The 19,521-nt window shown below is 67.6% G+C and carries 20 protein-coding genes; all 20 read right to left on the reverse strand.

The features are described from left to right. Nucleotides 1-15: 15 nt before the first annotated feature. The 20 genes from BW996_RS13170 to BW996_RS13255 all read right to left on the reverse strand — a co-directional run bounded on the left by BW996_RS13170 (nucleotide 16) and on the right by BW996_RS13255 (nucleotide 19,521). Nucleotides 16-333, reverse strand: a complete 318-nt coding sequence (locus tag BW996_RS13170) for a hypothetical protein (protein WP_051632285.1) — start codon at nucleotides 331-333, stop codon at nucleotides 16-18. After that, complete coding sequence (locus BW996_RS13175) at nucleotides 320-964, reverse strand: DUF4376 domain-containing protein (protein WP_081838298.1); 645 nt, start codon at nucleotides 962-964, stop codon at nucleotides 320-322. Before BW996_RS13175 ends, BW996_RS13170 begins: the two co-directional genes overlap by 14 nt. Further along, on the reverse strand, nucleotides 961-4,512 hold the full coding sequence (locus BW996_RS13180; protein WP_037485642.1) for a phage tail protein: 3,552 nt from the start codon (nucleotides 4,510-4,512) through the stop codon (nucleotides 961-963). The genes BW996_RS13175 and BW996_RS13180 overlap by 4 nt, the downstream gene beginning before the upstream one ends. Continuing rightward, nucleotides 4,509-4,916 (reverse strand): DUF6950 family protein, encoded by a 408-nt coding sequence (locus tag BW996_RS13185; RefSeq protein ID WP_037485643.1) that lies wholly within the window; start codon nucleotides 4,914-4,916, stop codon nucleotides 4,509-4,511. The genes BW996_RS13180 and BW996_RS13185 overlap by 4 nt, the downstream gene beginning before the upstream one ends. Continuing rightward, a complete protein-coding gene (locus BW996_RS13190) occupies nucleotides 4,913-5,518 on the reverse strand; it encodes a hypothetical protein (RefSeq protein WP_076458945.1) in 606 nt (201 codons plus the stop codon). Before BW996_RS13190 ends, BW996_RS13185 begins: the two co-directional genes overlap by 4 nt. Beyond that, nucleotides 5,515-6,117 (reverse strand): hypothetical protein, encoded by a 603-nt coding sequence (locus tag BW996_RS13195; RefSeq protein ID WP_037477852.1) that lies wholly within the window; start codon nucleotides 6,115-6,117, stop codon nucleotides 5,515-5,517. The genes BW996_RS13190 and BW996_RS13195 overlap by 4 nt, the downstream gene beginning before the upstream one ends. Continuing rightward, nucleotides 6,117-9,752: a phage tail tape measure C-terminal domain-containing protein gene (locus BW996_RS13200; protein ID WP_037477850.1), complete on the reverse strand. Its 3,636-nt coding sequence runs from the start codon at nucleotides 9,750-9,752 to the stop codon at nucleotides 6,117-6,119. The genes BW996_RS13195 and BW996_RS13200 overlap by 1 nt, the downstream gene beginning before the upstream one ends. Then, complete coding sequence (locus BW996_RS22215) at nucleotides 9,749-10,006, reverse strand: DUF1799 domain-containing protein (RefSeq protein WP_037477870.1); 258 nt, start codon at nucleotides 10,004-10,006, stop codon at nucleotides 9,749-9,751. The genes BW996_RS13200 and BW996_RS22215 overlap by 4 nt, the downstream gene beginning before the upstream one ends. 104 nt (nucleotides 10,007-10,110) lie before the next feature. After that, nucleotides 10,111-10,449 carry a hypothetical protein gene (locus tag BW996_RS13210; protein WP_037477848.1) on the reverse strand — a complete coding sequence of 113 codons (339 nt, stop codon included), beginning with the start codon at nucleotides 10,447-10,449 and terminating at the stop codon, nucleotides 10,111-10,113. A gap of 23 nt (nucleotides 10,450-10,472) precedes the next feature. Further along, the gene (locus tag BW996_RS13215) at nucleotides 10,473-11,492 is read right to left on the reverse strand and encodes a hypothetical protein (RefSeq protein ID WP_037477846.1); all 1,020 of its coding nucleotides are present in this window, start codon (nucleotides 11,490-11,492) and stop codon (nucleotides 10,473-10,475) included. A gap of 1 nt (nucleotide 11,493) precedes the next feature. Continuing rightward, nucleotides 11,494-11,694: a hypothetical protein gene (locus BW996_RS21345; protein ID WP_037477844.1), complete on the reverse strand. Its 201-nt coding sequence runs from the start codon at nucleotides 11,692-11,694 to the stop codon at nucleotides 11,494-11,496. Then, the gene (locus tag BW996_RS13220) at nucleotides 11,691-12,182 is read right to left on the reverse strand and encodes a hypothetical protein (protein WP_037477842.1); all 492 of its coding nucleotides are present in this window, start codon (nucleotides 12,180-12,182) and stop codon (nucleotides 11,691-11,693) included. The genes BW996_RS21345 and BW996_RS13220 overlap by 4 nt, the downstream gene beginning before the upstream one ends. Then, nucleotides 12,179-12,643, reverse strand: coding sequence for a hypothetical protein (locus BW996_RS13225; protein ID WP_037477840.1), 465 nt, complete (start codon nucleotides 12,641-12,643; stop codon nucleotides 12,179-12,181). Before BW996_RS13225 ends, BW996_RS13220 begins: the two co-directional genes overlap by 4 nt. 5 nt (nucleotides 12,644-12,648) lie before the next feature. Continuing rightward, entirely contained in the window at nucleotides 12,649-12,981 is a 333-nt protein-coding gene (locus tag BW996_RS13230) for a DUF2190 family protein (RefSeq protein WP_037477838.1), read from the reverse strand. 33 nt (nucleotides 12,982-13,014) lie between these two features. Beyond that, nucleotides 13,015-15,000 (reverse strand): prohead protease/major capsid protein fusion protein, encoded by a 1,986-nt coding sequence (locus BW996_RS13235; protein WP_037477835.1) that lies wholly within the window; start codon nucleotides 14,998-15,000, stop codon nucleotides 13,015-13,017. A gap of 142 nt (nucleotides 15,001-15,142) precedes the next feature. Then, a complete protein-coding gene (locus tag BW996_RS21350; protein WP_139330876.1) occupies nucleotides 15,143-17,146 on the reverse strand; it encodes a hypothetical protein in 2,004 nt (667 codons plus the stop codon). A gap of 2 nt (nucleotides 17,147-17,148) precedes the next feature. After that, nucleotides 17,149-17,409, reverse strand: a complete 261-nt coding sequence (locus tag BW996_RS13240) for a hypothetical protein (protein WP_037477833.1) — start codon at nucleotides 17,407-17,409, stop codon at nucleotides 17,149-17,151. Continuing rightward, a complete protein-coding gene (locus BW996_RS13245; RefSeq protein WP_051631479.1) occupies nucleotides 17,406-18,875 on the reverse strand; it encodes a phage portal protein in 1,470 nt (489 codons plus the stop codon). The genes BW996_RS13240 and BW996_RS13245 overlap by 4 nt, the downstream gene beginning before the upstream one ends. Before the next feature lie 2 nt (nucleotides 18,876-18,877). Further along, a complete protein-coding gene (locus BW996_RS13250; RefSeq protein WP_139330877.1) occupies nucleotides 18,878-19,099 on the reverse strand; it encodes a phage head-tail joining protein in 222 nt (73 codons plus the stop codon). 59 nt (nucleotides 19,100-19,158) lie between these two features. Continuing rightward, nucleotides 19,159-19,521, reverse strand: a complete 363-nt coding sequence (locus tag BW996_RS13255) for a hypothetical protein (protein ID WP_037477829.1) — start codon at nucleotides 19,519-19,521, stop codon at nucleotides 19,159-19,161.

Here is a 19,521-nt window from a genome sequence, read left to right on the forward strand (position 1 = left end):
CGTGTGGTTGGTGAATCAATGGCCGCCCGGCGGGCGGCCTCCATGAGTGATGGCGTAGACCGCGCCCCAGATCGCCACGCCGGCGGCGGCAATCCGGCCGATCCAGCCGAAAGCGATCCCGATCCCGTTCAGGGCCCGGAACGCGCCGCGCGCGGCATCGAACAGGTCGCGAATCTCTTGGGTGACTTCGGTGTTCTTGGCCAGGCTGGTCTGCAGTTGCGTGAGCTGTTCGGTTTGCCGGGCGAGCTCGGCTTCGATTCGCTTCATGCGCTCGGACCCGCGATCGAGCCGGTCCTCGATCTCCTCGCCCCATCGGGTATCAGGCGTCGGCATCGGTGGTCTCCTCCGGCCAAGTCACGGCCTCGATCTGTGCAGCCGTGGTGGCCTCGGTGATGCGCTGGCGCAGGGCGCGGCCGGTGGCGTGCAGCTGCTCGCCGCGCGTGGCCAGGGCCAGCAGCACGCGCATCAGCACCGGGGCGGTGATCTCGGCAGTGGTGTTGTCGGCCAGGGTCCAGACCTTGACCCAGCCGGGCGTCAGCTCGGCTTGCTTGAGCGCCAAGCCGATGCGGGCCACTGCGCGCTCGTCGCAGTCGAACAGCATCCCGTCGACCAGCAGCGGCGCGACCTCGAGGGCGTTACGCCGCTCGCGCAGTGCCGCCCAGCGGCTGGCCCGCAGGCCGTCCAGCGTGGGCACCAGCACCCAGTCGGCCGCGTCGTCATCCCAGTCCCATTCAGCACCGGCGACCTCGCGATCCGGTCGGGGCGGCAGGCGGTCGACGATCACCGGCACCGCCTCGCCGCCCATGCCGTCGTCGACGAGCTGCACGCGATGACGCTGCGGGTCGAGGTCCCCTTCGATGGCGATGCAGCCGGCTGGTGTGTTGAGCATCAGCAGCGCAGGCGGGCCGCAATATCGGTCGGGCAGGACGCTACCGTCCTCGCTGTAGAAACTCCATGTTTTCATCGTTTGATTACCTCGACATTCAGCACCGGGTCATACAGGTAGATGGTGATACCTGTGATAGCGGTGCAGTAGCAGAATATTCTGAATTCACCGGCGGACGGAATGTTGACCGTGTGCGTATATGACACGACACCATCCAGCCCTAAATGCTCGATGTAAAACGCGGTATCAGGCCAGCCAGTAATACCGCCACTCGAATACGTCAAGTTGAACGACATGACGGAACCGGGGCTGGCCGGGTCCGAACCGTTCGGCACCGTGGCCACGTTTTTCTCGTACGTGTACGACAGTCGAATCTGGAGCTTGCACGGCGCGTCAGCGGTGTAGTAGAGCTGGCGGATGACGGTGCCGGTGTCAGGCCCGACCAGCGTCATCGCACCGGCATAGCGCGACACCAGCACGGATGTGGCGGCATCCTCGGCGATGTCGCTGGTCTGCGCCTGCCCGTAGACGTTGTCGCCGAATCGCACCGCAGCAGGGCCGGGTGTCCACGGGCCGGGGCCGGTGGCGTTGGCGCCGACCTCCTCGACCTGAGCCCGGCAGGCGAAAAGATAGGAGCTTGCCTGTCCCTCTTTTGTGTCGTACTTGCGCAGGACTAGGCGCGCGAATGTCGCACCCTGCGGGACGGATGAAATCGAGAAGCATCGCTTCCAGGACTGCAGCCCATAATTGCCATTGCCGTTTGCCTCTTCATCATTCTCGACAGTCGGCGAGTTATAGGAATTCCCAACAATCCCGGACTGGTTGTAATAAAACAAAAACACGGCCACTTTGCACCGATGTGCCCCCGTGTATGCTGACGCACACATGACATCACCCGGCCTGACGAGCACAGGGGGGCCGAGAACTTCGGCGTATAGCCCATTCGATCGGGACAAATGCTCCATGTAGATGGTATTTGCCGACCCGCCAACTCCAAGATTAAGGGTCCATGTCGGGTTGAGATTCACTCCGTACCCGGACGGCGGCAGTGCGGGCGCTGCCAAGACCCACTCGGAAAACCCCGCGACGAAATCCGAGTCGAACAGCATGTTGGCCGAGCTGGCGAGCTGATCGTTGCGGATCTGCTCGGCGCCGGTCAGCCCCGCCAGGTTGCCGGGGACACCCGACAGCTCAGACCAGCCAATGGCCTGCTGCGTCAGCGTCGCGGTCACGTAGATCGGCACCGACAGATTGCCGCTGGTGTCGACCGCCCGGACCGCGAAGCGCCACTGCCCGTCGCCGGGCGAGCCCGAGCGGTGCTGCGTGGTCGCGCCGGTCCATGCCGCGACCTGGGCCATCTGGTCCCAAGTCGCCGTGAGCACGCCGCTGGCGCGCACGATGTAGCCGGCGTGGTCCAGGTCTTGGACGTGCGTGACCGAGTAGATGCGCTCGCCGCTGGCGCCTTCGGTGACCGCGAAGCCCGTGGGCGCGGTGGGCACCGCCGACTTGCCGGCGACGACGTGGGCCCGGATGATCCAGGCGCTTTCGGCTCCGAAGCTGTTGACGTGCCGTATACGGACCAGGATCGGGGCCTGGTCGCGGACACCGTCGATCCAGGTGCGGTCGGCGTCGCCGAGCACCCGCAGCGCGGTCCAGGCGGTGTCGCTGACCTGCCGCCACTCGATTTCGGTGCGAGCGCCCGGACTGGTCATGTAGATGCCTGTCGGCCGGGTCCAGGTCACGAGCACACGCGGCACGATGGTCCCGTCGCTCATCTGCATCAGCGTGCTGTTGCCGCTGGTGGTGGTGACACCCGCCGGCAGGCTCACCGTGCCGGGGGGCGGCAGGGAGGTGTTCGGCGCGGGGTCGGGGTCCATCGCGTCGGCCTGGTCATATGTCGCTGCGATGTCCTCCTGCAGGCTCAGCGTGACGGGCTGCCCCGGCGCCCACGACCAGTCCAGCACCCGGAAGGTCTTGTCGCTGATCTGGTGGATGCTGTCGGTCAGCGTGACGCGGTCGCCGACCTCCAGCCGCCAGAGGCGCATCTTGCCGGTGTACTGCACGATCATCCCGGCCCGGGCCTGCTCCACGAACTGGCGGAGCAGGCTGCGCGCCTGGTTCTTTGACGGGCAGAAGGGCAGCGTGAAGGACTGCCACTCGTTGCCGCCATCGGCGGTGACGAAGGTGCTGTTGATGTAGGGGTCGACGTCTTCGGTCTGGGTGGAGCCGAACGGGATGATGGTCGCGCGCGCCGAGTTGAAGGCCTCGTCGTGATCGGTGGCGCTGCGGGGCACCTGCACCGGCGCGGCCGCGTCGTCATCGGTGATCGTCATCACCGGCGCTGACCAGGCGCCTGCGTGCACGGACCAGACCGGGCCCTGCGCCACGAAGCCGCCCATGTTTTCGGTCAGGTCCGCCAGCACGGCTGATCGGTCATCGCTGGCCTTGAAGGCGCCGGCGACGCGCGAGAACTTTTCGGTCCCGTAGTAGAGGGCGTCACAGGCGTTTGCAGCCGTGATGACCGAGCTGGTGTTGATGTCGTCGGTGGTGAGGTTGTAGCCCCAGGGCTGCCGGAGCCAGTCGTAGACCGCCAGCGCGGTGTTGTCGCTGTAGGCGGTGGTGCCGGTGCGCGGATCGAGTAGCGGCTTGCCCGACACGTCGAAGGTGAGATCGGACGGCAGGCCCTGTTGGAATCGGCTGTCGTCCAGATCGAGCGTCAGGATGGCATAGGCGATGCCCTGCAGCCGGTGTGCATCGGTCCATCGGCTGTTGGCCGCTTTGAGGTAGGTGCTGGCGGTCTGGGTGGTGGTGCCTGCGAACCACTCGAGACGGACGCGCGGGCTGGTGTTGCCCAGGCTGTAGGTGACCTGCCAGGTGCCCGAGGTCGGGCCGCCGGAGATGGTCGATCCGCTGATCGTGGCGCCGGTGTGGCTCTGGGTGGGCTCGCTGTTCTCGGGCCGCGGCCACAGCTCACGGGTGATGCTGACCAGCGAGACCGTGCTGCCTGCCGGCACGTCGGGAATCGTGGCCTGCCCTGCCCCGCTGAAGGCCAGCGACTTGGTGACGTGCGCCGAATCGGCCTTGCGGAAATTGGTGTTGGTCGTCCACTTGTCGGCGCCGAATTCGAGCCATTCGCCGAGCATGAAAACCCGGTGGACGTTGGTGATCTCGTGACAGGCCAGGCCGACGATGATGTGCTGCAGCGCGTCCGGCCGGGTCTTGGTGGTCCCATCGTCGGCCACGTAGGTCTTGGCCGACGAGAGCCGATCGAGCACGGCCCCGCCGACCGCACAGCGGCCGTAGATGATCTGCGGGGACGGCTCGCTGGACTGCAGGACCAGCGTGCGCTCTTGCAGGGACTCCCTCGAGGCAGCGCGCTGAGCGGCTGCGGCCGCCCGGGCTGCCTTGCGCCGGGCCATGATGCCGCCGACCAGCGAGGCGCCGATGGCGACATAGGTGGCCACCGAGACGCTGATGGCCACGCCGAGCACTGTCGCGCCACCCGCCACCGCGATGCCCTGCGCCACCAGCGCGATGGCGGTGATCGGATCGGCATGTGCGGGCGTGCTCCAGAGCAGGCCGGCCGCGGCCAGTGCAGCGGCGACACGGCGCAGGCGGCGGGTCATCGCGCGATCTCCCAGGCCACTGCCGCTGCAGACACAGGGTGCAGCGTGGCCTGCGGTCCGGCGAATGCGATCGCCAGCAGGGGCTCAAGGCCCTCCAGCACGATGCCGATGACGCCGATACCGCCGGCTCCAACCACGCCCGGCGCAAAGGCGACGAGGTCGCCGGGACGCGCGTGCTCGGTGGCCACCGGGCGACGGCTGATGATCTGGCTGACGGCCTCGACCAGACCGCCCCGGCGCAGGATGGTGGACAGCGCCTCGAGCTGGCTGTCGACGGCCGGCATCGGCGGCGCGACCCCTTCGGCGACCGCGACCCAGCGGGCCGGGATGGTGCAGCAGTGCGATTCGCTCCAGTCGACGGCGCGCGGCTGCTGCTGGGCGATGAATTCGGTCAGCAGGCTCATGGCTGGGAATCGACGTAGGCCTTGGAGAGCCAGTTGGTGTTGGTGAGCATGGACGGCAGCCCATCCAGGCCGGCATCGGCGGGGTAGCGGCTGCGGTGCTGCTGCGGCGTCCAGCGCAGGCCCTCAGCCGTGCGAGCGCGGCTGGTGCCGAGCGAGGTGAGCTCGACTTCGACGACCGCCTGCATCTGCTGCTGATCGCCGGTTTCCACGCGGGTGCCGATGCGAGTCATCGTCCCGCACCAGTAGCGGCGCGGCGATCCGACCAGCGCGTAATTGGCGTCGAGGAATTGGCTGTAGAGCGTGACCCGCCGGCCTCGCCAGGTGTGGCTCGGGCCCATGCACAGGGCCAGCAGCGCCAGGTTGGCGGCGCTGAGCTCGAGGGTCACCCGGCCGCCGGCGTCAGCGCTGGCTTTAGCGGCCGGCGGCTTGATGGCATCGCCCACGCCACGCCAGGTGTAGCCCCCGGACACGATGTCGACGGGCCACAGCGCGATGCGCTGCGTGCCACCGGCTGCGGCGGAAAAATCGAGCTGGAACAGCCCGCACTCGGCAACGATGCCCGAGTCATGCAGGGTCTGGGTGGGCGTATCGAGGGTGATCACTGCCACTGCTCCCGGAATTTCAGCGTGACCTGGTCGACCTGCTGGCCAGGGGCCGCCGGCCACAGGGGCGGCTGGCCGACGAGCTTGAACATGGCGCTGGGGCGATCGAGCTGCACCGTCTGCCCGCTGGCGATGGCGGTGCGCAGAGGCGGCTCGAAGCTGACCGTCCCGGGCAGGGTGACGTCGGCGGTGACGTGCAGGTAGTGCGAGCCCAGACCGGTGCCGATCTGCAGCCGATCGCCACGCAGCAGCGTGCCCGTCAGGCCGGACACATAGACGGCAGTGGCCGATGCCGCGGCCGCGCCACTACTGCCGGCGCCGCGAGCCGTGCCGTTGGGCACCAGATGCGCCGGGTCATAGGCCTCGAGGTGGTTGACCTGGCCGCGCAGTTGATCGATCAGCGCCTTCCAGCGGCCGGCGGTGATGCCGCTGAGCCGGCGCGGCGTGATCAGGGTCAGCTCGTGGTACGGCAGGCCGGTCAGGCGGGACTGCATCGTGCCGGTGATGCTGCTGGTGGTGACGATGCCGGGCACGACCAGTTGCATGCCCGAGCCGGCATCGGCCCACAGGCCCGAGGTGCGGAACGAGACGATGGCCATCAGATCTTCACCCCGGCCTGCTCGAGGCGCCGGATCAGGTCGCGCTGCTGCGCGGCCATCATCTTGTTGATGTGCTGGAGCAGCTGGGCATCGTTGGAGACGGTGAGGCTGATCGGCCCGCCGGTGATGGTGGTGTCGCCGCGGTGGCCTGCCGCGCCGCCGGTGAGCGCGCTGGCACCGAACGCGCCGCCGGTCGCGAACTTGGAGCCGGGCGGGATCACGACCGACAGCCGCCCGTTGCCATCGCGGCCCAGGCCCAGGGTCTGCAGATAGCGCCCGTCCGGGCTGATGGCCTGCACGCCGCGTCCGTCCGGCATGGGCATGATGGCTTCGGGGCCCGCCTCGCCCATCAGGCCCAGCTTTTCGCCGCCGGCTCCGAAGCGGAAATGCGTCGGTGCGGTGACGATCTTGTTGGCGAAGGGCGCGCCGAGGGCGAAGGCGTGTGCGGTCTCGGCCGAGATGACGTTGCCCTTGGCACTGGCGAAGGCGGCGGCCAGGCCTGCGGCCGAGTAGTTGCCAGCGCCGGCGTTGCCCATGCTGCCGACACCGCCGAGCAGCCCACCGATCAGGCCCCCGACGCTGCCCAGCAGCGAGGAGCCCTGCCCCGCCACCATCTGGCGGAACTGCACGCGGGCGAAGTCGGCGGCTATCGAATCGATCAGGCTGCGCACGTTGAGCTTGCCGGTCTGCAGCAGGCCGACGAAGGCGTCTTCGCCGCCCTTGAGCAGGGACTGCATGGTCTGGTCGCTGTGCTCGCGCATCATGCGCTGGGTGTCGCCCCAGCCCTCGACCATGGTCTGCCAGCCCGGCTTGAGGCGCTCGGTCAGGCCCCGGTTGACCAGTTCGACCGAGCGGCCGGTCTCTTCGGCCAGCGTGCGGATCTGCTGCTGGAGCATCTCGCGCTGCCCGTCATCGGCGACCAGCTCGACCTGCAACTGCAGGGCCCGGGTCTGCTCCGAGCTGAGCTTCTGGATCTCGGCGACCTGCGCGGCGGCATCGGCGCGGGCCTTGGCGACCGGGTCGGTGATCAGCGCGGTGGTGGCGCTGGCGTTGGCCTGCTTGAGCTGGTCGATGCGCTGCTGGGTGGTCTGCCACAGCTCGACGGTGCGAGCGGCGGTCTCGCGGTCGCGCTCGAGCTGTCGCGCCCCTGCGCTGGCCTGGCTGGTGATGCCCAGCCGGTCGACATCGGCCTGAGCACCGGCACGGTCAGAGCGCAGCTGCACGATCTTGGTGTCGCGCGCGACCTGCTCGGCCTTGTCCTTCGGCGCGCGCTTCGCTTCGGCCTCGATCTCGGCGTCGATCAGGGCGATGCGCTCCTGCAGGCGTTCGCGCGCGATCTCGGTCTTGCGGGCCTCGAATTCCTCGACGCCGATCAGGCCGGCCTGGTGCTGCGCTTCCAGTCGGGCCTGCTCGGTTTCGTTCTGCGCGAGGCGCAGATCACTGGCGGCTTTCAGCTCGGCCAGCCGCTTGTCGGCCACAGCCTTTTCCAGCCGCGCGGCGGCGGCTTCCGGGTTTTCGCCGGTGGCGCCGGGGCCCAGGGCGGCCTTGCGCTCCTTGTTGGCCAGCTCCTGCAGGCCCAGCGTGGTGTCGCGCTGGATGGCGGACTTTCCTGCAGCGGTGAGGGCGTCGAAAGCGGCCAGTTCTTTTGCCGTGGCCCCGCGCTTGAGCATCAGCTCACGCTCCCGCGTGGCCTGCATCTCGAGCTGCTGGAGCTTCTCGGCGCCGGCCTTCTTGACGCTTTCGGCGGTCTTGGCATCGCCCAGCAGTTCGTCGAGCCCCTTCGATGAGGCCCCGGCGCGCAGGTTGATGTTCGGCGTGGCCCCTGCGGCCTTGGCCTGGGCATCTTGGACCTGCTTGTTCAGCGCGGTGTATTCAGCGACGACCTTTTCGGCTTCGGCGAGGTCATCGCGGTCTTGCTGGACCTGGGACTTGCCCATGCCCCAAAAGCCGCTGCCGCTCCGGTCCCCCATGCTGTACTTGCCCTCGCGGACCTTGGCGAGGAGCCCATCGCGCTTTTCTTCAGCCTCGGCTTGTGCTGCAGCAAGTCGACTGGCGTCGGTCGAGCTGACCTGCTTGCCTGCAGCCAGGTCAGCCTTCATCCGGTCGGTGCTGAGCTGGACTTTGGAAATCTTGTCGGCTTCGGCGCGAGCCGACATCATCTTGCCGATGAGCATCGTGATCGCGGTAATGGCGATGCCCACCGGCCCGCCCAGAGCTCCCATCACCACGCCCATCCCACGCGCCGCGATGCTCGACGCATTGGTCGCAGCGGTCAGGCGCTGCTGCGCCTGCTCGAGCGCGGCGGTCTGCTGGGCGTGCTGCTGGCGCAGTGGCAGCACCTGCTGCTCGAGGGCGTTGAGCCGCGCCTGCCCGACCAGCTGCGCGGCCATGGCTTCGGCGGCTCGCAGCCGGGCCGCGGTGAGGGCCTGCTCCTGCGCGAGCGCGGCGACCTTGGCGCGCTGCTCGGCCAGCAGCGCGGCGAGCTGCTGGCGGCTCGACTGGGTGACCTGGTCGTTGGCGACCGCCTCGAGGGCGGCCTGGGCTGCGGCCAGGCGTGAGGCGGCAGACGCGCCGAGCTTGGCTTGCGTGGTCTGCTGGATCTCTCCCGCAAGCTGGCCGATCTTGAGCGCCGCATAGGCGCCGGCCACCAGACCGATGGCGCCGCTGTACTCGCGTGCGATGGCCACGCCCTCGCTCATCGTGCGGATGGAGGTGGCCAGCCCCTCACCGATGCCCGACAGGCCCTGCTTGAGCCCGTCGCCCTGCAGCGCTTCGCTGATCGAGCTGATGGCGCGCTTCGCCTCTTCGGCCGCCGGCGCCATGGCCGAGGCGCTGGCCTGGGTGATCTGCTCCTGCAGGGCTTCCCAACCGCCCTTCAGGGTCTGGCTGTAGACCTGCGAGGTGGAGGCGAAGCCGCTCATGCGGTCCATGAGGAACTTGAAGAGCCCCTCGCTGCTGGCCTTGGCCTTGGCGATGTCGGCATCCTTGAGTCCCAGCGCGGTGGCCAGCGTGCTGCCGGCCGCGGTGATGCCGCCCTGCGTGAGATCGCGCAGCTCCTGCACCATCTGGCCGGTGGTCATGCCCATCGACTTGATGGCGTTGGCGCCGGTGATCGTGAACTGCTCGATCTGCTGCAGGGACATGCCTGCAGCCGTGGCTGGTCCGAGCAGCGCGCGGAAGGTGCTGATGAGGTCTTCGCTGCTGGCGGCGGTTTCGGCCGCGGCCCGCTGGAGGCGCGCGACCGATCCGGCGGCCAGGTCTTGCGCCTGCGCGAAGCTGATCGACTGGCCCTCGATCTCGACCATGCTCTGCAGGATGCCGGCCATGCCGAGCTGGGCCACCTCGGTCTCGGCGATGAAGCCGATGCCCTTGCTCGGGATCGCGGCCATGGCCTCGGCCAGGCGCTGCGCGCCGGCGGCGGCGCTGTTGAAGACCACCGCGCCCTTGGCGATGTCGCCGAGCGAGACGGCGACGGAGCGGACGCCGGAGCGCAGGCCATCGAGCGAGCGCGTGGCCGAGTTGGCGGCGCCGCTGATGCCCCGGCCCATGCTGGCAGCTTCGGCGCTGGCCTGGTTGACGGACTGCGAGTAGCCGCTGCGGTCCAGCGTCAGGCGGATCTTGATGTCGGTGGTCATCTCAGGGACTGCAGCTCACGCTGCGCTCGCTCGTGGATGGTGGTCAGGGCCGCGCCTTCCATGACCTGCAGGGCCTCGAAGGCGGCGGCGGCATCGGCCGGCTTGATGCGCAGCAGACGGGCGACAGGCTCGATGGCGAGGTAGTCGAGCGCGACTGGCCCGCCGGGCCCCATCCGCCACTGCCCGTAGAGGGCGCGGAAGAGGATGAAGGCGGTCCAATGCGACTCCCAGACCTCGATGTCGGGCTCTGGGATCGGGACGAGCCGAGGGTCGTCTTCGATGACCAGGCCACCGCCCAGGTGCTCGGTGCTGTCGTCGATCTGCTCGGGCGGTGAGGCCAGTGCCCGAGCGATCTCCGTCAGTTTTTTCGGGCGGCCTCGCTGGCGCCGGCCCGGTAGGCATCGAGCAGGACCTGGAAGGCCTGCGCGTCTTGCCACAGCAGCACGTCGATGGTGTCCTCGTTCCACGCGACCGGATCGCCGGCCTCGTCCACGATGCCGGCGCCCTCGGGGATCAGGACGGACAGGAAGCGGGTCGAGTCGAAGTCACCGCCGGCCAGCTCGCAGGCCTTGATGTGCGCCTTGTACTGGCGCGGGGTCATGGCCTGGCCGACGAGCGCGATCTCGACGGTCTGGTCGCCCTGCTGGAGCTGCGCGGTGAACGGGAACCGCGGCAGCGGACGCATGATGAAGTGCATGACGAGTCTCCAGAAGGCGACGATTACAGGAACCACAGCCGCACGGCGTCGGTGAGTCCGGGGGCGCTGGGCTGCAGCGAGGCTTCGATGTCGGCGACGATCTGCCCGTTGACCTCGGCGGTCTTCTTGATGCTGGTGATCTTGGCGACGGGGGCGTGCATGCCCCAGCTCGAGCCCGCAGCAGGGGCGCCGGCGGTGTCGAGGGCGTGCATGAAGCCCATGCTGAAGCCGGTGCCGGCCTTGTCACGGCCGCACATCGCCACGTACTCGCTGGCCGACATGGCGCACTGGATTTTGATCGTGGGCTCGGCGTCGCTGATGTCGGTGTCATCGCCACCGCACCACGCCTGGTAGTCGACCTTGGCGCCGCTCGAGAAGCTGTAGCTCGACATCAGGAACTCGGTGCCGCCGCTGAGGGCGGCGTTGGCGTAGGTGACGCCACCGACCGCGCCGATGCGCACCTTGCTGGTGTTGGTGGGCGAGCCCGGCAGGGGCAGCCGGCGCACGAACGTGCCGTTGGGCACCGCCGCCGCCGACACGTCTCCGTTGAGCCGGCCCTTGGCCTTGAAGGTGAGCTTGCCCAGCGAGTTGGTGGCCAGCGCGATGTCGATCGTGCCGAACACGTCTGCGCCGGGGTGGAGCTGGTCGCCGCTGTAGACGGCCATGCTCAGGCCGATCTGGCTGCCGGGGTTCGGCGCCAGGTTGTATTCGGCGCGGGCGGTGATGCCGCTGCCGGCCGCCACCAGGGTTTCGGCGAAGCCGCCGCCCTTCAGCAGCGCCGCGAACCGCGGCGCCGCCCCGGCGGTGCCCGAGCCGATCACGCCCACGCTCAGGCTCTGCATGAAGTTGGCCGCGCCCGGCAGCACTTCGGGCGCGTTGAGCTTGCCGTCGAGCTGCGTGACGCGGGTGCGCTCGCGCTCATAGCCGACGTCGAAATCATCCTGCAGGATGAGCAGCGCATCGGTGGACGCGCTGAGGGTGGCGGGGGTGTTGCGTGCGGTCTGCTGCTTGACCAGCACGACGACCTGCTTGCCAGATGCCATGTCAGGCTCCTGAGGCTGCCGGGCTGGCGGGGTCGGTCAGCTCGGCGGGTTGTTGATCGGGCCAGTCCAGGCCAGCGGCTGCGGCGGTCTGTGCGTCGGCCGGGTAGAGGTGCAGATCGGGCTGCAGGGTCCAGCTACCCGCCACAGGTGGCGTGGCAGGCAGGCCCGGCTCGATCGGGGGGATGCTGCGAGGCAGAGTCATGCGGGTGGGTCCGAATAAGGGGTCAGGGTGTTGGCGACCGTGTGATGCATCAGGCTGATCTGCAGCGAGATGCGGCCGGTCGGCGCGGTGCCGCTGGCGGTCGTGCGGCGCAGGGCCTGGGCGACATCGACCGAATCGCCCTGGGCGTTGCAGTAGCCTGTGACGCCCAGCGGGGCCAGCGCGGCGCGGATCTGGGCCCACTGCAGTGCAGGCCAGAGCAGCTCGAGCACGGCATCGGCCGCGTGATCCGCGCTCTCGTCGACGCGGGGCAGAGCCTGGGCGGCGATCTCGATGTCCAGGTCGGTGATCCAGGTGACGATGTCGCCGAGGTAGCTCTTGTGGAGCCGGCTGTCGCCCAGCTCCAGGTTGATGGCCACGGAGGTCTCGGGCAGCGCCGCGGCGCGGCCGAGGTAGACGACGGCGGATGCGGGTGCAGCCTGGCGCACGACCCCGCCCAGCACCGACAGCAGGCTGGTGAAGACGCTCATGCCGCGATCTCCAGCACGAGGTGGACGCGGCCACCGTCAGCCGGGATGGCCTCGGTGATGCGGTAGCTGCCGGCGCCCTCGCCCAGCGTGATCTCGACCGGTGCGCCGGTCTGCCGGGAGACGGCGGGCACGGGCTCGATCGGCTGGTCTGAGCTGTCGGTGAGGACCTGGCCGGTGCTGTTGGCCAGGTACAGGGTCTGGCTGTGGGCGTGCCACGGCTGAGGGGCCGCGGACTGCCCGGCCCAGGCGGTGGGCACCAGGGCGGCGTCGACCGACAGCGTGCATCGGGTGGCGCCGACGCGGGTGTCCCACTCGCTCTGCTCACTCCAGCTGCGCCGGAAGATGCCCCGGAACGGCTGGCCGGCCAGCAGGCCGGCGCAGTTGCTCAGGTGGTGGTCGATCGCCTCGCTGAGCATCGCGCGGACGCCAGCAGCGGGCAGATCGTCGAGCGAGTAGGTCATGCGGGTCAGCGGATCGCGCCGTCGAGCAGGACCGTCACGGTGCTCACGCCGGCAGCCTTGGCGGCGACGGCGGCACCGACCAGCGTGTTGTTGGTGGCGGTGGTGGTCAGCCGGCGGTTGGTGTTGTCCCAGTACAGCTTGGCGCCCGCGGCGACGGTGTCCGTCGACAGGCACGGCAGGCTGAACACCCCGTCGCGCTTGGCCTCGACAGATTCGCCCGAGAGCGCATCGTTGGCGGCGACAGCGAAGATGCTGCCGACCAGCAGGCCATTGCCCGAGGCGAGCGCATAGGGCGCCAGCAGCGAGAGCGTGGCGCCGAGTTGGATGAAGTTCTTCATGGGAGGATGTCCTTCAGCTTGGGGCTGTGGGGATCAGGCGCCGGTCGCGCGGGTCAGGCCGCGCCAGTCGACGGCACCGGCGGCGAAGTCCAGGCGGCAGCGCATCTGCAGGCCGTCGACATCGAAGCCGACCTGCTGGTCGATCTGCGGGCCTTCGGCACCGTCGAGGTAGCAGTACTCGATGGTGTCGTACACGCCAGAGTCGGTGGCGAGGTACCAGGCGGTGGTCGACGAGGCGTCGAGCAGCGGTTCGATGATCGGCTCGACCGCCGAGCGACCGTTGCCGGCGAACTCGTTGATGTCGGTCTGCTTGGCCGGCACGTAGTTGGCGTTGGTCAGGATGTAGGCCTGGGTCTCCAGCGCCGCCGGGGCGATCAGGTAGGCCGGGGCGAGGTTGAGCGGGTCGCTGGCGCCGGCCTCCTTCTGCATGCGCATCTGCAGACGGGACGCCCGCAGGGCATCCAGCGACAGCGCGCTGCCGCCGCCGGTGGTGTTGTTGGCGTGGTCGGCGTGGAACAGCGCCTTGTTGTCGCCCATGACCTTGTTGCCGGTCAGCAGCGAGTACACGGTCATGTTTTCGAACCGCCCGGCGGCGTTGCCGAACTTCTTCAGGATCGTGCCGAAGGCGCGCAGGTCATCGTTGATGATGGCGTGGCGGGTCAGCGCGACGATGCGGCCGGCGGTGCCGAGCTTGTAGCTGGTGCCGGAGTCGGTGAACGCGCTGTACTTGAACTCGCCGGCCTCGTTGAGCGGCTGCAGGTCGATCTGACCGTCGAGCTGCACGATGTTGATGGCCTTGAAGTCGGGGGCGTTCGGCGCCTTGGCGGCCCAGCGGCGGTAGGTGGTGGAGACGGCGTCATAGGACTGACGCAGGCGCTTGTTGGCGACGTTGGACAGCAGCGTCGCGAAGTCGCTCGAGCCCATGTAGCCGGGGGCCGAACGCATCTGCAGGATGTGGCCGGCCAGGGTGTGGCGGTCCATGCCGCGGGTGCTGACACCGTGCGCCTCGAGGTGCTCGCGGCCCATCTCCATCAGGCTCATGCCGCGGAAGCGCTTGCCGTTGTCGGTCAGCTTCGCGGCCGAATCGAGCCGCGAGGCCACGACCTCTTCGATGCCGCGCAGGCGGGTCTGGGTCTCGTCCGAGACGGTGCGCACGTTGACGTGACCGCCCGCCTCGTTGTCGGTCTTGGCCTTGGCGCGCAGGATGGCCAGGCCGGCGTCAGCGACCGACAGGTTGCGGCCGATCAGGTCGGCGGCCTGCTCGGGCACGCCGGCATCCTTGCAGAGCGTGATGATCTCGATCGAGCGCTGGCGCTCGGCGGCCAGGATGGCGTCGTTGTTCGGCGCGGTCGGCTCGGCCGTGGCAGCGCCGCTCGAGGTGTTGGCTCCCATCGGGGACTCCTTGGTGTTGAGGGCGGCACTCGCCCGGGTGGTGATCTGGCAGGGGTAGGTCTGAGCGACCGGATCGGCGGCGCGCGTGGTGGCGCCGGTGTCGAAGGGCACGGTGACGAAGCTGATTTCGTGCGGCGTCCAGCGGGTGGCGCGCACCAGCGGGTGCTGGCCGCCATCGGTGCGGTCTTCGGGTTCGATGACTTCGTACCGCTGGACCGTGTAGCCGACCGAGATGTTGCGGATGATCCCGGCCTTGATGTCGGCGACCAGGCCGGCCTTGCCGGGGTCCTGGCTGAGCTTGACCCGGGCATGGCCTTCACCTTCCGCTAGCCACCCGCGGGTGGCGATGCCGAGGATGCTCGACAGCCCGTAGGTGCTGTGGCTGTTGAGCGCCTGGACGCTGCCGGAGTCGAAGCGGGTCATGTCGACGCTGGCATCGTCGACCACCAGTTCTTCTTCGTAGTAGCGGCCCTCCCCCCAGTCGTAGCGCAGGCCACGCGCGCCGGTGGTCCAGACCACGTCGACGGTGTTGTCGGCCTCGTTGTAGGAGGCCGGCACGATCTGGGCCTCGCGGCGCTGCATGGGCAGCTGGTGCAGGTGCTCGGCGGATGCGGTTGCGGTCGTCATGGGCCGCATCGTGCCGAGGTGACTGTCCAAAGTCGTGATGAGGTTTGGACGGTCTGCAGCAGGGTCTGAGGACGGTGTCAAGCGCCTGCTGTGATCGGGTGCGGGCTTGCCGGCGGGTCAAGCCTTACCGGCAGGGCCTGTGTTAGTACGTCACCGTGCCGGCCACGCCGCCGAGACTGACAAGGTACGATGCCCCATCGTATGTCAGGGAGATGTCGCACGAGGAGTACGCAGACACGGCGATTGACGTGGCCGCAGGCTTCCCGTTAACAAGCTGCCCGCCTCCGGTAGCGACCGTCAAAGCTTGCGACGATGCATTAACCACGCGAAAGGCCATGCCCAGATTCGCCGCGGCGGCGGTGGGGAGCGTCCATGTAGCAGTGCCTGCGGAGTACCGGTTTACAACTTCCCCCACGTTGACATCAGAGAGTGTCAGCGAGGCTGCGTTACTGTTCGTCACGCGGCGGCCAATTCCGAGTTTCCCGGCCTTCATCCAGCGCGTGCCTGCGGGCACGATAAAATCGCCAACAGACGGCGAGACGCCGTTCTGCGGTGCGGTTCCGGCAAATTGCTGTACCCAATTTCCAGATTCGTCGCGCCAGGAACCATTGATTCCGAAATTTTGCCGGAAACCAGAGACAATCGACGTGCGCAGGTATGACAGTCCACCCGCTGCGCTGTCAATATCCCAATATCCACCATGATTAATCAAGTCTATCGTGCACGCGCACGCGCTGCGCATACAAACTGTGTTGTACGCCTGCGTTGTGCCCGGCACCTGATTGATACCGAGGTGGCCCGCAACCCCCTGCAGGACAACGGCTGTTGTCGCGTTACCCTCTAGATCAACGTCGATAATGTTGAAGTTAGCAATTGACGAGCTTGGCTCGCTCACGAGTTCGAGGTTCGGGAACCCTTTTGTCGTGAGCGTCATCGTATTGCTGGCATTTGGGTAGATGATATCCCCAGAGCTGCGCACCTTCCGGCTGAGGGTAATGGTCCCCGGTCCTGTGGTGGTGCTGCGCGAGTAAACAAAATATGTGGAGTAAAAAGTAAATCCGTTTGTCGATTGGGTCACGCACACCGGCATTTCAAGCGGGTAATAAGACGTGTCAGTTACCGGGATAGGGCTACCAATCGTGATAGACGTGCCCTGAATAAGTTCCTGACGCTCGCCACCAACAAAGCGGTTGACCTGCAGTTTGCGTCCGCCGATTTCATTTAGCGTCGTCCCGTTTCGGGCGGCGATCATGATGCCACGGCTGCCGTTGGTGCTCGCAGGCTCCCCGTACAAGCGCGTTAGCGTCGAGTTCCCAGGGCTCAGTACCGCATTAGATGCCGACCCGATGAACGCCGCAATGCCGAGCGTGGCCCGCATGGACTGCAAATTATCAAAACTGCACTCGATGAAATTTTCAAAATAAAATCCCCAAGCCGTGCAATTTAGTGCGTAGAGGTTACTGAAGGCCGAATTGATAAAGGACGATTTGTAATTCGCGCCGCCCTTCACGGCGTACGTGAAATTCTCGAAGCCGCAGTTTTCAAAGCCTGCCCCAAAAACAGCCATTGCGTTAAATGCGGCAGTGCTTGCAAGCGGCGATACTGCGTCATCCATATTGCAGCCGTATGCCGCAAAAGTGCCATTACCCTCCAGCACCGTCCCGCCGATAAATGCAGTATATGCATCTGGCGCCGCAGCACTCACATATGGCACCGGGTGTACTCCACGATACCTGACCCCAGATATTGCCGGGAGGCTTGCAGTCAGCGTGATGCGGCCCGCTGGAAGTTGGACAATCCCGCCGCCGTCTGCCGCTGCTCTTGCAGCCGCTGCTGCGATGGCCTCAGTCGTCGGCATCGTCGGCGCATAGACCCCACCACCTGACACCGAGGCTTGAGCCTCAGCCAGCGTCATCGTCGCCACAGGCCCCAGACCTGCGATCTGGGCGGCTGAATGCGTGTGGTCAGCGTCAGCGGCGCCGAGCGATTCCGGCGAGTGCGTGTGGTCGGCAGGTGCGGCCCCGATCAGCGACTGAATCTCGCTGATCGGGATTTCGTAGGGGCCTTGCCCTGCGCGTTCGACGTAGACACGATCGGTCGGCTGCAGGGGCAGGGGCAGAGAGGGCGAATCGGTGATGCGAGGCATGGTCAGACCCAGAGAGGTTCGTTCGCGCTGTTGGTGAGCACGTCACCGTTGGCGTCGGTCAGGTAGTCGACTGCGGGCGGCTCGCCCGGCTGAGCGCCCAGGACGGGCAGTAGAGGAGCCCAGACCATTTCGGCCAGGCCGCTGAAGGTGAGCGTGGCGGTGCCAGCGCTGACGCTGATCGTGTCGGGCTGGACGGGATGCCAGGCGGCATCGACCCCGAGCAGCGTGACCAGCGATGCCGGCAGGTTGACCGTGGTGGTCATGGCAAGTCCTTTCCGGCGCCATCCGCCGGCTCTTTGCCTTTGAGCATGAACAGCATCGTCGCCAGGACATTGAGCCCGTCAGGGCCGAGGCGCTTCATGTCGGCGGCCCATTCCTGGGCGACCTTTTCGGGGTCGTTGCCGCGGGACCGATTGCCGGCGCTGATCGTCGACAGGCCGGCGGCGATCTCCATGACCTCGCCGGCCACGTCCTTGACCGGATCGACATGCGGCCAGCGCGGGTAGGTGTGCTCGCACGACCAGGTCGCGGACGGCGGGATGATCCCGGCCAGCTTGCAGTGCGCCACGAAGGCCCGGTCCATGCGCTCGCAGAGCATGTGGTCGATCGTCAGCCACTGCAGTCGCTCGATCTCGGCCCGGAAATCGAGCCGGCGGATGCGCGCGGACGAGTAGTTGACCTCGGTCATGTCGCCGGTGCAGCCCTCATAGGTCCAGCCGCCGGCCGCCGCGATCAGCTTGATCTCCATCTTGATGGCGTCGACATAGCCCGGCATGGCCGTGGGCTGCACGCTGGTCAGGTTCAGGCCTGGCGGGGCCTGGAAGATGCCGCCGGCCGGAATGTCGCCGAGGAATCCGACGCCTGCGCTCGATCCTCCCGCGGATGGCGGGGCCGCCATCTGGCTGAGGTCGCCGGACGCGATGATGCCGAGCCGGGCCTCGGTGTCCTTGCGCAGCATTTCGGCTTGGCGGTAGTTGTGCAGGTCGCGCACCGCCGTGATGACCGACTTCAGGCGGGTCACGCCGCGCCCTGCGCCTGGCCGGCTCACGTCGTACAGCGGGATGATCGATTCCGCCGGCACCAGCCGGCTGTTCATGGCCGGCGTGCGCCACCCGCTGCCGACATCGCCGGGGTGCTCGTCGAACAGCCAGTAGCCGACCGTCTTGCCGATCGGGCTGTACTCGATGCCGTTGATGACCCGGTTGGCGCTGTTCGAGGGCGCGGTTCGCTGCGTGTCGATCCAGTCCACCTCCAGGACCTGGTACTGCAGCGGCACCATCAGCCCGTCTTCGGGACGGCGCGTGCGAATGCGCAGCAGCACCATCCCGTCGACATCCATGGTGTGCACGGACAGCGCTTCGATGCCGCCCATGTTGAGCTTGTCGTCAGCGTCGCACTCCTTGACATGCTGCGCCCAGGCCTCGGTCAGCTTCTTGGCATGCGGGCCGCCCCACTTGCGGACCACGCCGGTCCCGATGGCGTAGTCGATCCGCTGCCCCAGGCCGCGGCCGATGAACCCGACGTTGTCTCGCAGCCAGCGGGCCTTGATGCGCAAGGTATGCTCGTCGGCGGCCACGTCGGTGTTGGCGCTGGCCCCGCCTCGCTTCGGGCGCCATGGATCGGCAGGGCTGGCTGCCTCGAATGCGCGCTTGGCCTGGCGATAGGCCTCCCGCTGGAAGGCTGCTTTGGGGCTGATCGCACCGATCAGCTGGTCAAGCCAGTTGGCCACGGTCACTCTCCCGCGGCGTTGACGCGTCGGAACGTGAAGACCCCGCCGGCCGGCCGAGGCACAGGGGCTGCCTGCGTGGCCAGCTCGCGCCGCACGTAGGCGAGCGCCTGCATCAGCTCGGCCATCGAGCGGTACTCGTGGACCGTGTTGCCTTCGCGGATGGACAGCGTGCCGCTGGCCACCATCCGCTCGAGACGGTCAAGATCGGTTTGGGTGTACGCCATGCCGGCGAGCGTGCCGGCTTGCGTGTCCAAAGTCGTGATGAGGTTTGGACGGTTGCCGGCTATTCAGCGGCGTCGCAGCTTCGCATTGCTGCTCGGATGCTGTAGGCCTTCGAGCGACTGATGCCCAGCTCTCGGGCCACTGTGGTGGGCGACTTGGTCTTGAGCATTGCACGCGCTTGGGCGAGCAGCTTTACCTGATCCAGCGCGGCCTTGCTCCGCACGTATTGGCGCCCGTGTACACCGCCGAACTCCTCGCGCAATCGCTCCTGCAGCTGCTCGAGCACTTCTGGGCGCAGAGAGAGCTCGGGCACCAGCGCGCACAGGTAGGCGGTCACGCTGTCGACCAGGTCGGGTTTCGGCGCGCCTGCGGGCTGTGCGTCGTCATCGATGTCGGGGACAGTGGCGGTGGCGGTCTTCGGCAT

Origin of the sequence: Sphaerotilus natans, assembly GCF_900156335.1 — a bacterium.
Classification (GTDB): domain Bacteria; phylum Pseudomonadota; class Gammaproteobacteria; order Burkholderiales; family Burkholderiaceae_C; genus Sphaerotilus; species Sphaerotilus natans.